Origin of the sequence: Ottowia beijingensis, assembly GCF_042680925.1 — a bacterium.
Taxonomy (GTDB): Bacteria; Pseudomonadota; Gammaproteobacteria; order Burkholderiales; family Burkholderiaceae_C; genus Ottowia; species Ottowia beijingensis.
In genome coordinates, this window is the sequence record NZ_JBHUEP010000005.1 from 576,140 (window position 1) to 588,638 (window position 12,499).

Annotated in this window: 14 protein-coding genes; 8 read left to right on the top strand and 6 right to left on the bottom strand. The window is 71.3% G+C overall.

Features of this window, described 5'->3' with window-relative positions; genetic code table 11:
* Positions 1 to 36: 36 nt before the first annotated feature.
* A complete protein-coding gene (locus tag ACFSCU_RS06085; protein ID WP_180550937.1) occupies positions 37 to 1,008 on the bottom strand; it encodes a Bug family tripartite tricarboxylate transporter substrate binding protein in 972 nt (323 codons plus the stop codon).
* Between the two features lie 129 nt (positions 1,009 to 1,137).
* On the opposite strand from ACFSCU_RS06085, the gene ACFSCU_RS06090 reads away from it, so the two are divergent.
* From ACFSCU_RS06090 to ACFSCU_RS06125, 8 genes are all read left to right on the top strand, one after another.
* On the top strand, positions 1,138 to 1,818 hold the full coding sequence (locus tag ACFSCU_RS06090) for a response regulator transcription factor (RefSeq protein WP_180550938.1): 681 nt from the start codon (positions 1,138 to 1,140) through the stop codon (positions 1,816 to 1,818).
* Complete coding sequence (locus tag ACFSCU_RS06095; protein WP_377560161.1) at positions 1,815 to 3,218, top strand: sensor histidine kinase; 1,404 nt, start codon at positions 1,815 to 1,817, stop codon at positions 3,216 to 3,218. The genes ACFSCU_RS06090 and ACFSCU_RS06095 overlap by 4 nt, the downstream gene beginning before the upstream one ends.
* A complete protein-coding gene (locus tag ACFSCU_RS06100; protein ID WP_377560162.1) occupies positions 3,215 to 3,652 on the top strand; it encodes an RNA-binding S4 domain-containing protein in 438 nt (145 codons plus the stop codon). Before ACFSCU_RS06095 ends, ACFSCU_RS06100 begins: the two co-directional genes overlap by 4 nt.
* 196 nt (positions 3,653 to 3,848) lie before the next feature.
* The gene (locus ACFSCU_RS06105; RefSeq protein WP_180550939.1) at positions 3,849 to 4,721 is read left to right on the top strand and encodes an alpha/beta fold hydrolase; all 873 of its coding nucleotides are present in this window, start codon (positions 3,849 to 3,851) and stop codon (positions 4,719 to 4,721) included.
* A 142-nt stretch (positions 4,722 to 4,863) separates the two neighbouring features.
* Positions 4,864 to 5,517 carry a DsbA family oxidoreductase gene (locus tag ACFSCU_RS06110; protein ID WP_377560163.1) on the top strand — a complete coding sequence of 218 codons (654 nt, stop codon included), beginning with the start codon at positions 4,864 to 4,866 and terminating at the stop codon, positions 5,515 to 5,517.
* A 315-nt stretch (positions 5,518 to 5,832) separates the two neighbouring features.
* The gene (locus ACFSCU_RS06115) at positions 5,833 to 6,240 is read left to right on the top strand and encodes a cytochrome b/b6 domain-containing protein (RefSeq protein ID WP_180550941.1); all 408 of its coding nucleotides are present in this window, start codon (positions 5,833 to 5,835) and stop codon (positions 6,238 to 6,240) included.
* An 11-nt stretch (positions 6,241 to 6,251) separates the two neighbouring features.
* Complete coding sequence (locus tag ACFSCU_RS06120) at positions 6,252 to 6,908, top strand: response regulator (RefSeq protein ID WP_377560164.1); 657 nt, start codon at positions 6,252 to 6,254, stop codon at positions 6,906 to 6,908.
* Positions 6,909 to 7,088: 180 nt separating this feature from the next.
* Positions 7,089 to 8,474, top strand: coding sequence for an ATP-binding protein (locus ACFSCU_RS06125; RefSeq protein ID WP_180550942.1), 1,386 nt, complete (start codon positions 7,089 to 7,091; stop codon positions 8,472 to 8,474).
* A 216-nt stretch (positions 8,475 to 8,690) separates the two neighbouring features.
* On the opposite strand, the gene ACFSCU_RS06130 is transcribed toward ACFSCU_RS06125, so the two are convergent.
* From ACFSCU_RS06130 to ACFSCU_RS06150, 5 genes are all read right to left on the bottom strand, one after another.
* A complete protein-coding gene (locus ACFSCU_RS06130) occupies positions 8,691 to 9,509 on the bottom strand; it encodes a M90 family metallopeptidase (RefSeq protein WP_180551822.1) in 819 nt (272 codons plus the stop codon).
* 11 nt (positions 9,510 to 9,520) lie between these two features.
* Complete coding sequence (locus ACFSCU_RS06135; protein WP_180550943.1) at positions 9,521 to 10,336, bottom strand: UDP-2,3-diacylglucosamine diphosphatase; 816 nt, start codon at positions 10,334 to 10,336, stop codon at positions 9,521 to 9,523.
* Between the two features lie 228 nt (positions 10,337 to 10,564).
* The gene (locus tag ACFSCU_RS06140; RefSeq protein WP_180550944.1) at positions 10,565 to 11,071 is read right to left on the bottom strand and encodes a peptidylprolyl isomerase; all 507 of its coding nucleotides are present in this window, start codon (positions 11,069 to 11,071) and stop codon (positions 10,565 to 10,567) included.
* A gap of 24 nt (positions 11,072 to 11,095) precedes the next feature.
* Positions 11,096 to 11,776, bottom strand: coding sequence for a peptidylprolyl isomerase (locus ACFSCU_RS06145; RefSeq protein ID WP_180550945.1), 681 nt, complete (start codon positions 11,774 to 11,776; stop codon positions 11,096 to 11,098).
* Between the two features lie 89 nt (positions 11,777 to 11,865).
* Complete coding sequence (locus ACFSCU_RS06150; RefSeq protein WP_377560165.1) at positions 11,866 to 12,411, bottom strand: tetratricopeptide repeat protein; 546 nt, start codon at positions 12,409 to 12,411, stop codon at positions 11,866 to 11,868.
* Positions 12,412 to 12,499 lie beyond the last annotated feature (88 nt).

The window sequence follows — 12,499 nt, forward strand, 5'->3', positions numbered from 1 at the left end:
CGCCCTTTGGACAGGGGTTCAAGGGCTTTTTCATCATCAACCGGCGATCATGCCCGACTTGGCCATGATGGCGCGCAGGCTGGCGAATTCGTCGTCGACGAACTTGCTGAAGGCATCGCCGGTGAGCACGGCCGACGTCCAGTCGTTCTTCTTCAGCGCTTCCTGCCACGAGGCGGATTGCGTGGTGGCGACGATGGCGTCGATCAGCGTCTTGCGCTGCGCCGGCGTGATGCCGGGGCCGCCGAACACGCCGCGCCAGTTGCCGATCTCGACGTTGATGCCCTGCTCCTTGAGCGTGGGCACGTCCTTGATGCTGGCCAGCCGCTGCGCGCTGGTCACGGCGATGGGCTTCATCTTGCCGGTGGCGATGTACTCGGCGAACTCGCTGTAGCCCGAGCCGCCCACCGTCACGTTGCCGCCCAGGATGGCCGCCGTCGCCTCGCCGCCGCCGCGGAAGGCGACATAGTTGATCTTGGCCGGGTCGACACCGGCCTCGCGCGCGATCATGGCCGCGGCGATGTGCTCGGTGGAACCGCGCGAGCCACCGCCCCACTTCACGCTGCCCGGGTCCTTCTTGAGCTGGGCGATCACGTCGGCCATGGTCTTGTGCGGCGAGTTGGCCGGCAGCACGAACACGTTGTATTCGGTCGTCAGGCGCGCCAGCGGCGTGGCCTGCATCAGGTTCAGCGGCGAGCGGCTGGTGATCAGGCCGCCCAGCATCACCGCGCCCATCACCATCATCTGGTGGCCGTCGCCCTTGGCACCGGCCAGGAAAGGCGCCAGGCCCAGCGCGCCGGCCGCGCCGCCCTTGTTGTCGTAGGTCACGGTGGCGGCCTGCTTGGCATCCAGCATGGCCTTGCCCAGCGCGCGCCCGGTGGTGTCCCAGCCGCCGCCCGGGTTGGCCGGGATCAGCATCTTCAGGTTGGCACCGGGCTGCGCCCAGGCAACGGGCAGGGCGCCGGTGGCGGCCAGGGCGGCGAGGGTCTTGAGGAAGGTGTCGCGGCGCATGCTTGTCTCCTTGTGTAGAACGGAATGGAACGGATCGATGATGTGGAGCGAGGCTGTCAATCGGCTGTCCGCCGCCTCGGGGTTTACCCGGGCGCGGGGCGCTGCGGGCGCTGCGGTATCGTGCCGCGCATGAAGCTGCTGGTGGTGGAGGACGACCCGGCGTTGCAGGCCACGCTGGTGCGCACGTTCGCGCGGCGCGGCTTCGTGGTGGCCGCCGTCGGCGACGGCCCGGCCGCGCTGCAGCGCTGGGCCGCCAGCCTGCCCGACGCGGTGGTGCTCGACCTGTCGCTGCCGGGCCTGGACGGCCTGCAGGTGCTGGCGCAGGCGCGCGCGCAGGGCCTGCGCACGCCGGTGCTCATCCTCACCGCGCGCGGCGCCGTGGGCGACCGGGTGCTGGGGCTGAACGCCGGCGCCGACGACTACCTGCCCAAGCCCTTCGACCTGGACGAGCTGGAGGCCCGCCTGCGCGCGCTGGTGCGCCGCAGCGCGCCCGAGCACGACGCGATGCCCGCGGCCGGCGTGCAGATCGGCCGAATTCGCTTCGAGCGCGACGGCGGCGCCATCTACCGCGATGGTGTGCCTATGGAGCTGACCCCGCGCGAGCTGGCGCTGATGCATGCGCTGCTGGCGCGCCCCGGCCACGCGGTGGCCAAGGAGCGGCTGTTCGAGCAGGTGTTCCCCGGCGAGGCCGAGGTGCGCTACGAGGCCATCGAAGTGGTGGCCTACCGCCTGCGCCGCAAGCTGGCCGATACCGGGCTGGAGCTGGTCACGCTGCGTGGCCTGGGCTACCTGATGCGGGCGGCGCCGTGAGCGTTGCGCGCACGCGCTCGCTCAGGCGCCAGCTGCTGGCGGGCATCCTGCTGCCGCTGCTGCTGATCGTCGCCTTCAACACCTGGAGCCTGTACCGCGAGGCGCTCGGGGCGCTCAACACCGCCTACGACCGCACCCTGCTGGCCTCGGCCAAGAGCCTGGGCGAATGGCTCGATATCCAGGGCGAGGGCGATGCGGCGCGCCTGCAGGCCAACGTGCCCTCGGCGGCGCTGGAGGCGTTCGAGGCCGACCTGCGCAGCCGCATGGCGTTCCGCATCTCCACGCGCCAGGGGCTGCTGCTGTCGGGCTACGACGACCTGCCGATGTGGCATGGCGAAATTCCCATGCAGCCGCCGTATGCCGCGCTGGTCGACTTCTACGACGGCGCGTTCCGCGGCGAGCCGGTGCGCATGGCGGTGCTGCTGCAGCCGGTGGCTAGCGGCAGCGGGCGCGACGTGGCCGTGGTGCAGGTGGCCGAGACGCTGGAGATACGCCACGCGCTGGCGCGGCAGATCCTGTGGGACACGCTGGCGCGCCAGGCGGCGCTGATCGCGCTGATCGCCGCCACCGTGATCGCCGTCGTCCAGCTCGCCACGCGGCCGGTGCGGCGCCTCAGCCACGAGCTGCAGGGCCGGCCCGACGACGACCTGCGCCCCATCGCCGCGCCCGACGCGCCGCGCGAGCTGCAGCCGCTGATCGCCGCCACCAACGCCCACATGCGCCGCCACGGCGAGATGGCGGCGCAGCAGAAGCGCTTCGTGCGCGACGCCTCGCACCAGCTGCGCACGCCGCTGGCGGTGCTGAAGGCGCAGGTGCAGTCGGCCCGGCGCGGCGACGTGCCGCCCGCGCAGGCGCTGGCCGAGATCGAGGACACCGTCGACCGCGCCACGCTGCTGGCCAACCAGATGCTGGCGCTGGCCAAGGTGGCGCAGCTCCGGCAGCAGGCTGACGCGTCGGCCAGCGCCTTCGACACCATCGTGCGCGACGTGGCGCTGGAGCTGTCGCCCCTGATCGCCGAACGCGCGCTCGACTTCAGCCTGCAGGTCGAGCCGCTGACGCTGCCGGCGCACGAATGGATGCTGCGCGAACTCACGCGCAACCTGCTGCACAACGCCGTGCGGCACACGCCGCCGGGCGGGCCGCTGTGCATCACCCTGGCGCGCGTGGGCGATCAGGCGCGCCTCACCGTGGCCGATGGCGGGCCGGGGGTCGAGCCGGACCTGGCCAAACGCCTGTTCCAGCCGTTCCGCTCCGGCGCCGGCGGCTCGGGCTTCGGCCTGGGCCTGGCGATCTGCCACGAGATCACCCAGGCGCTGGGCGGCAGCATCCAGCTGCTCAACCGCAGGCAGAATGGGCGCATCGTCGGTCTCGACGCCATCGTCACCCTGCCGCTTTCATGAGTGCCACCGCCGCCCCAGCCGACAGCATGCGCCTGGACAAGTGGCTGTGGGCCGCGCGCTTCTACAAGACCCGCGCGCTGGCGGTGGAGGAGATCGGCCGTGGCCGTGTGCTGGTGGCGGGGGCCAGCGTCAAGCCCGCGCGCGAGATCCGGCCGGGCGACGTGGTGACGGTGCGGCGGGGCGCCGTGGCGCGCCAGGTCGTGGTGCGCGGCCTCAGCGCCCAGCGCGGGCCGGCGCCGGTGGCGCAGCAGCTGTACGACGAAACCCCCGAGAGCATCGCCGCGCGCGAGCAAGCGGCGGCCGCGCGCCGGCTGGCGCCGGAGCCCGCGCACGCCATCGCGCAGGGCCGCCCCACCAAGCGCGACCGCCGCGCCATCGACCAGCAGCGGCGCGGCGACTGGGGCGAGCGCTGGTCGGCGTCGCTGGACGACTGATGCCCGCGGGCGCCCGACGCCGCAGCGCCCGTGGGCGTTGCGCCAGCGCCGGCAAGGCTTCGGCAGGCCCAGCCCCCACGCTGTCGTGCCTCTGAACGCGCCACCGCATGCGCCCCGCCGCTGCGCCGCCCCGCGGGCGGTGCCAGAATCGGCCAGCACCGGCACGGGCCGGCCGCGCAGCATCACACCGATCCCGATGAGCGACATCACCGTCCCCACCTTCCTGCCCCTGGCCGAGCGCGCACGCCTGGCCCAGGCCCGCCGCCTCACCACGCCGTGCGGCGATGGCGAACTGGTCTGGCACGCCTGGGGCGAGCCGCGCGCCGGCGTGCCGCCGCTGGTGCTGTTCCATGGCGGCAGCGGCAGCTGGACGCACTGGGTGAAGAACATCCTGCCCCTGGTCGATGCCGGCCGCAGCGTGTGGGCGGTCGATCTGCCCGGCTTTGGCGACTCGGGCCCGCCCACCGGCGGCAGCGATGCGGATGCGATGGTCGCGCCGCTGGCCGCCAGCCTGCGTCAGTTGATGGGCGACGAGCCGGTCGATCTGGTCGGCTTTTCCTTCGGCGGCATGACGGCCGGCCTGCTGCTGGCCGCGCACCCGCAACTGGCGCGACGCCTGGTGCTGGTGGGCGCGCCGGCCATGGGCGTGGTGCCGCGGCGCCAGTTCGAGCTGAAGGCCTGGCGCCACCTGAAGACGCCGCAGGAGCAGGCCGACATCCACCGCCACAACCTGGGCGTGCTGATGCTGCACGACCACGACCTGATCGACGGCCTGGCGCTGGAGGTGCACATCGCCAACGTGCAGCGCGACCGCCTGCCGCGCCGCCGGCTGGCGCACACCGACATCCTGGCGCGCAGCCTGCCGCAGGTGCCGTGCCCGGTGCACACCATCTACGGCGCGCACGACGCCATCTACCGCCAGTACATCCACCAGCTGGAAGACGCCTTCGCCGCCGCCGCGCCCGCCTTTCGCGGCATGCAGCTGATCGAGGGCGCCGGCCACTGGGTGCAGTTCGAGGCGCCCGAGGCCTTCGATGCGGCGCTGGAGCGGGCGCTGTCGTCGGCATGACGCCAACACAACAGCCGGACGCAGAGGACGCAGAGATTGCGCAGAGGACGCAAAGGAACATCCAGGAAAACTGGTTTCTTCTGCGTCCTTTGCGTCCTCTGCGTCCGGTATTCTGTCTCCTGCTCACGCCCCAAGGACGCCCATGACCACCCCCCTCAAGATCGACTTCGTCTCCGACATCGCCTGCCCCTGGTGCGCCGTCGGCCTGGCCTCGCTGCAGCGCGCGCTGGCGCAAAGCGCCGACGCGGTGCAGGCCACGCTGCACTTCCAGCCCTTCGAGCTGAACCCCGACATGCCGCCCGGCGGCGAGGAGATCAACGAACACCTGGCGCGCAAGTACGGCGGCACGCCGGCGCAGTTCGAGGCCAACCGCGCCGCCATCCGCGAGCGCGGCGCCGCCGTGGGCTTCAGCTTCAACCCGGCCGGGCGCGGGCGCATCTACAACACCTTCAACGCGCACCGCCTGCTGCACTGGGCTGGCCTGCAGGGCGCCGAGCCGCAACTGGCGCTGAAGCGCGCGTTGCTCGACGCCTACCACGGCCGCGGCGAGGCGGTGGAGCAGGACGACGTGCTGCTGGCCGCGGTCGAGGCTGCGGGGCTGGATGCGGCGCGGGCGCGCGAGATTCTGGCGGGCGACGACTACGCCGCCGAAGTGCGCCAGGCCGAGGCCTTCTGGCAGCAGGCGGGCATCCGCTCGGTGCCGGCGGTGGTCATCAACGAGCGCCACCTCATCAGCGGCGGCCAGCCGCCCGAGGTGTTCGAGCAGGCGCTGCGCCAGATCGCGCAGGCGGGCTGAGCCACCCGCCGCCCGCCATCGGTCTGTGGCAGCGGGCTTGCCCGCGATGGCGGTGCCCGCGCCCGCGCCGCGGTCACGCAGGGACCATATACTCCCCACATACCCATCTGCTAGCGCCCGTCCTCAGGGCGCTGAAGTCATATACCCACCATATATGATCGTGGCGCCCGCCATCGGTCTGTGGCAGCGGGCTTGCCCGCGATGGCGTCAGCAACACCTGTCCCGCGCTCGCCTGTTGCTCACATACTCCCACCATGGCTATCCGCCAGCGCCTGAATGATGGGCGCTTAAAAGGCATACTCCTATCAATCGTCCATGCAGCGTCCCTTGCGGCCGGCCGGCACCGTGGCGCTGCTGCTGGCCGTGATCGCGCCGCTCACGTTGAGTGGCCTGGGCGTGTACCGGCAACGAGCCGGCGGCGACTGGCTGGAAGAGGTGCACGAGTTCTTCGGCAACGGCATGCTGGCGCTGGTGCTGGCCCACATCGGCGTGGTGCTGGGCCTGTCGCTGCTGCGCCGGCGCAACCTGGTGGCGCCCATGCTGACGGGTCGCACGGCCGGCGCGGAGCCGGATCTGGTCAAGCGTTCATACACCGGCGTGGCCGCGCTGCTGCTGATGGCGGTGTTGGCCTTCTGGGCCTGGCAGTGGCAGACCGCGCCGGCGGCGGGCGATGCGGGCCACGCCGCACAATCGCACCATGACGACGATGACGACGACGATTGAGGTGCTGCCCCATGCGCGTGCTGCTGGCTGAAGACGACGAACTGCTGGGTTCGGGCCTGAAGGCCGGCCTGGGCCAGCAGGGCTTTGCGGTGGACTGGGTGCGCGACGGCGTGGCCGCCGAGCGCGAACTGCTGACGCAGCAGCACGCCGTGGCCGTGCTCGACCTCGGCCTGCCGCGCCAGGACGGGCTGGACGCGCTGGCCGCGGTGCGCGCCCAGGGCGTGCGCACGCCGATCCTGATCCTGACCGCGCGCGACGCCATCGACACGCGCATCCAGGGGCTGGACGGCGGGGCCGACGACTACCTCGTCAAGCCCGTCGACCTGGGCGAGCTGGCGGCGCGCCTGCGCGCGCTGGTGCGGCGCGCCCACGGCGTGCCCACCACGCGCCTCACGCTGGGGGCAGTCTCCCTCGACCCGGCCGCGCGCCAGGTGTGGCGCGGCGACGAGCTGGTGGAGCTGTCGGTGCGCGAGTTCGACCTGCTGCACGTGTTCATGCTCAACGGCGACCGCGTGCTGTCGCGCGAGCAGATCGAGCAGCACCTGTACAAATGGGGCAGCGAGGTCAGCAGCAACGCGGTGGAAGTGCACATCCACAACCTGCGGCGCAAGCTGGGGGCGGAACTGATCGAGACCATTCGCGGCGTGGGCTACGTGGCCAGGAAATGATGATCATCCCCCTGAGCGGCTTGCGCCGCTTCCCCCTTCTCTCGCTTCGCGGGAAGGGGGGCGCACCCAGCGGGCGGGCCAAGCCCTTGCGCGGGTGCCCGCGTGTGGCCTGCTCCGCGGCCGGTTGGCTCCTGGTGAATCATCGGTTGCCGACGATGTGCGACGCTTTGGTCTTTTGAGATGAACGGCACTGCTCTGCGCACCTGGTCGCTCGCCCAGCGCCTGACGGCGATGGTGCTGGGCTTCGTGCTGCTCACCTGGCTGGGCACGGTGGCGGTGGCGTGGTTCGTCACCCAGCACGAGCTGAACGAGCTGCTGGATGCGCACTTGGCACAGAACGCGGCGCTGCTGGCCACCGGCGAGGTGGACGACGCCGAGGACGATGCCGTGGTGGAGGCGCCGACGCTGCTGCACAAGTACCAGTCGCGCGTGGCGTTCCAGATCTGGCACAAGGGCAGGCTGCACGCGCGCTCGGCCGACGCGCCCGAGGCGCCGATGGCGCCGGCGGCCACGCGCGGCCTGTCCAACCAGCGCATCGGCGGCGCCCGCTGGCGCGTGTTCACCGTCGCCCGGCTCGACAAGGACAGGGTCGAGGACGTCATCCACGTCGGCGAGCAGGCCTCGGCCCGCCGCCACGTGCTGCTGGCCAGCCTGCGCGGCTCGCTGCTGCCGTTGCTGGTGGCGCTGCCGCTGCTGGCGGCCGGCATCTGGTGGGCGGTGCGCCGCGCCGTGCGCCCGCTGCGCGCCCTGGGCGCCAGCGTGGCCGCGCGCCGCCCGCACACGCTGGAGCCGCTGCCCGAAGACGGCGTGCTGCCCGAAGTGCGCCCGCTGGTGCAGGCGCTGAACGGCCTGTTCGAACGCGTGCACGCGCAGCTGGCGAGCGAGCGCCGCTTCACCGCCGACGCCGCGCACGAGCTGCGCACACCGATCGCCGGCATCCGCATGCAGGCGCAGGTGGCGCAGGGCGCCACGCAGGACGACGAGCGCCGCGCCGCGCTGGCCGCCACCATTGCCGGCTGCGACCGCGCCACGCGGCTGGTGGAGCAACTGCTGCAACTGGCGCGGCTGGAGGCCGAGGTGACCGATGCCGACGCGCGCGCGGGCGGGCGTGGCCAGTGCGACCTGGCCGCCGTCGCTGCGCAGCAGGCGCAGGATCTGCAGCGCACGGCGCAGGCGCGCGGCCAGCACATCGACCTGCAACGGCCCGGGCAGCCCGTGCCCGTGCCCATGAACGGCCCGCTGGCCGCCGTGCTGCTGCGCAACCTGCTCGACAACGCGCTGCGCTACGGCCCCGATGGCGGCCGCGTGGCGGTGCAGGTGGCCCCGGCCACGGCGGGCGAGGGCGCGCGGCTGGTGGTGGAGGACGCCGGCCCGGGCCTGTCGGACGCCGACCGCGCGCGCCTGGGCGAGCGCTTCTTCCGCGTGCTGGGTAGCGGCCAGAGCGGCAGCGGCCTGGGCTGGTCCATCGTGCGGCGGCTGGCGCGGCTGCATGGGCTGGACGTGGCGCTGGACCGCAGCCCCACGCTGGGCGGCCTGCGGGTGACGGTGCGCTGGCCGGCGCAGTGATCTGCTATTGAAAAAGAAGCTGCTTGCGCACGTTACAAGGGGTTTTCAGATATGTTTGCATCTGAAATCGCCCTATAACAGGCGCAAGAAGCTATCGTAATTGAACTCGATGCAGGAGCGGCGGGAGCCGCGAACGCACGGAACGGCGCTCGCGCTTCACGCTGCCCTTCGCGGCTTCCGCCGCTCCTGCACCAGGGTGCCTGGCGTCGAGAACGGCTACGGCTGCCTGAACAACGCCCGCAGCGCCGCGCTCAGCGCGGGAAATTCGGTGGCAAAGCGCTGCGGCTGCACGAAGTGGGCTTCGCAGGCGACGGCGAAGAACTCGGCCGGGGCGGTGGCGCCATAGGCATCCAGCCAGGGCGCGGGCGCGCCGAAGCGCTCGGCCATCACCACCTGTTCGCGAAAGCGCTCGTAGGCCGGCGCCCAGGTGCGGTACCAGTGCGCGGCGGCCTCGCGCGCATTGGCGGCGCCCATGAAGCCGCGCGGCAGCGGCGGCGCACCGTCGGCGCCGCCGGCCTGCATGTCCATCTTGTGCACGAACTCGTGGATCACCACGCTGTAGCCGGCATCGTGCTCTGTGCCGGCGCGCTGCACGGCGGGCCAGCTCAGCATCACCGGGCCGTGGTGCATGGCCTCGCCCGACAGCACCTCGTCGTAGTGGTGCATCACGCCGGCTTCGTCCATCGCCTTGCGCGGCGCGACCGCGGCGTCGGGGTGCATCACGATGCCGACGAAATCGTCGTACCAGTGCAGCGCGTCCTCGGGCCGCTCGGCCGGGCCCAGGTGCAGCAGCGGCAGGCAGGCCTGCGCGGCCACGGCCACGGCCATGGCGTCGGTCACTTCCAGCCCGTGCGCGCCGGTGAATTCCTTGCGGTCGATGAAGTGCTCGGCCAGGCGGCGCAGGCGCGCGGCTTCATCGGCGGGCAGTCGCGCCAGAAAGGGGTAGTGCTCCAGCGTGTCGCGCCACAGCGGCTCGGGGATCGGGGTGGGCCCGCCGGCGGCGCGGCGCATCCATTGGGTGATGGCCTTCAGCATGGCACCGGCGCTCACCCCAGTCGCGGCGTCACGCGCTGCAGGCCATCGGCGGGCGTCAGGCGCAGCACTTGTGTGCGGCGTTCGGCGGCGGTGACGTGCCAGTCGCTCAGCACCACCTGCGTCAGCGGCCGGCCCGCCGCGTCCGCGCCCAGCGCGTGATCGCCCGGCTGGTGCGTGTGGCCGTGGATCAGCGTGGTGGCGCCGGCCTCGGCCAGCCAGCGGCGCGCAAGTTGGGCGTCGATGTGCGCATACACGCCCTGCGCCGCATGGTGCGCCTCGCTGTGTTCGCGCATCTGCCGCGCCATGGCCTGGCGTTCGGCCAGCGGGCGCGCCAGAAAGGCGGCCTGCCATTCAGGCGTGCGCACCTGGCGGCGGAATCGCTGGTAGGCCACGTCGTCGGTGCACAGCAGGTCGCCGTGCGTGAGCAGGCAGGTTTGCTCCTGAAACGAGAGCATCGTGGGTTCGGCCAGGTCGTGCACGCCGCAGCGCGCGAGGAAGTCGGCACCGACCAGGAAGTCGCGGTTGCCGCGCATGAAGAACACGTCCATGGCCGCGCCGGCCGCGCGCAGCACCTGGCCGCAGTGGTCCTCGAAGCTGCCGGGCAGCGCGCTGTCGTCGCCCACCCAGACCTCGAACAGGTCGCCCAGGATGAACACCGCATCGGCCGGCGTGTGCAGCATGTAGTGCTGCCAGGCTTGGAAGGTGTGCGGCTCCTCGGCCTTCAGGTGCAGGTCGGAGATGAAATCGACCGTGCGCCAGTGCGGGCGCGCGCGCAGTTCGGCCAGGGGCGGCACGGCGGGGCGATGGGCGGGCTGGGGTTCCGACATGGTGCGGGTTCAGGGCGTGGGCGCCGATCCAGGCGACATGGGCCGCATCATGCACGCATCGCGGCAGGCCTGGGGCAGGGCCGCAGTGCGGATATGAATATGGGGAGTATCAGTCGCCAGCGCCTGATTGGCGGGCGATGGCGGATTGGCATCTGGGGAGTATACGAGCCGGCCTGATGCCAGGCAGGCTGCGCTGCGGGGCGACGCGGGCGCGGCCTGCCACGCCGATCAGAGCGCCACGGCTTTTTCGATCACCACGTCGTCGCGCGGCACGTCGTCGTGAAAGCCCTTGCGCGTGGTCGGCACGGCCTTGATGGCGTCCACCACGTCCTGGCCCTTGACCACCTTGCCGATGACCGCGTAGCCCCAGCCTTGCGCCGTGGGCGACTTGAAGTTGAGGAAGTCGTTGTCGACCGTGTTGATGAAGAACTGCGCGGTGGCCGAGTGCGGATCGCTGGTGCGCGCCATGGCCACGGTGTACTTGTCGTTCTTCAGGCCGTTGTCGGCCTCGTTGGTGACGGGCGCCTGCGTGGGCTTCTGCTTCATGCCGGGCTCGAAGCCGCCGCCCTGGATCATGAAGTTCTTGATCACGCGGTGGAACACCGTGTTGTTGTAGTGGCCGGCGTTGACGTATTGAAGGAAGTTGGCGACCGACTTGGGTGCCTTGGCTTCATCCAGCTCCAGCGTGATGACGCCGTGGCCGGCGATGTGCAGTTCGACTTGAGGGTTGCTCATGGGGTCTTTCTTGTCGTTGGGGGGTTACTTGACCAGCGTGGCGGACTGGATCACCACCTGCTTCTGCGGTACATCGGTGGGGAAGGGGCCGCCGGGGCCGGTGGGCGTGTTGCGGATTTTCTCCACCGTGTCCATGCCGCTCACCACCTTGCCGAACACGGTGTAGCCGAACAGGGCAGGGTGGTTCTCGACGTTCTTGCGCGGAATGTCCTTCTGCACCTGGCCCTGGAACTCGAAGGTCACCGGGTCGCCGGGCGGCAGGATCACCGGGTCGAGGCGGGTGTTGTCGACCACGTTGATGAAGAACTGCGAGCTGGCCGAGTGCGGATCGTTGGTGCGCGCCATGGCGATGGTGCCGGGCAGGTTCTTCAGGCCCTTGGCCAGCGCCTCGCGGCCTTCGTGCTTGATGGTGGGGCGCGTGGGCCGCTGCTTGTAATCCTTGTCGTAACCGCCGCCCTGCACCATGAAGTTCTTGATGACGCGGTGGAAGATGAGGCCGTCGTAGTGCTTGTCCTTGACGTACTGCAGAAAGTTCTCCACGGTCTTGGGCGCCTTGTCGGGATACAGCTCGACCACGAAATCGCCCTCGCTGGTGACGAACTTCACGCGCGGGTCGGCGGCGAAGGCGGGCAGGGCGGTGCCCAGCGCGGCGGTGGCCGCCAGCGTGGTGGCCAGGCGGGCGAGTGTTCTTCTTGAAACGGTCATGAAACAGGACTCCTGAAACAGGCGATGAGGAAAGTGGTTTGGTGCCGACCGGCGCGCTGCAAGTTCCCGGCACGCGCTGCCGTGGGGCGTCAGCCGCCGGGCTTGGCTGGCGTGCCCAGCGCCCCGCGCAAGGCCTCGATCTTGGGCGCCAGGCGGGTGTTGCCGGGGTCTATCTGGCGTGCACGCTGGTAGGCCTCGTTGGCCTGGCGCAGGCGCACGTCGCCCAGGTTCTCCAGCGCGGTGGCGTAGGCGGGGTTGATGCGCAGCGCCGCCTGAAGCGCTTCCTGCGCCTTGTCGAGCTGGCCGCGGCTGGCGTGCAGCACGGCCAGGTTGTTCCAGGGTTCGGGCAGCTCGGGGTAATCGCGCGTCAGCTGCACCAGCAGTTCTTCGGCCTCGGCGGTCTTGCTGGCGGCGCTGAGCACGCCGGCCTTGACGAAGCGCATCTGCGGATCGCGCGGGTTGGCGGCGATGTACTTGTCGGCACGCGCCAGCGCCTCGGTGGTCTGGCCGCTGCGCTGCAGGCGCTGCACCTCGGCGTACTCGTCGGCCAGCGCGGCGGTGGCGGGCAGCAGCAACCCGCAGGCCAGCGCCAGCGCGCGGGCCGGGGCCATGAGTGAAATGCGGGGGAGGTTCATGCGAGGCGATGGGGAAAGACACGCATTGGCCGCTCGGGGATGGCGCCTTATACTGCGAGGCATTGTAGCCAAGCAGCCTTGCGCCGCC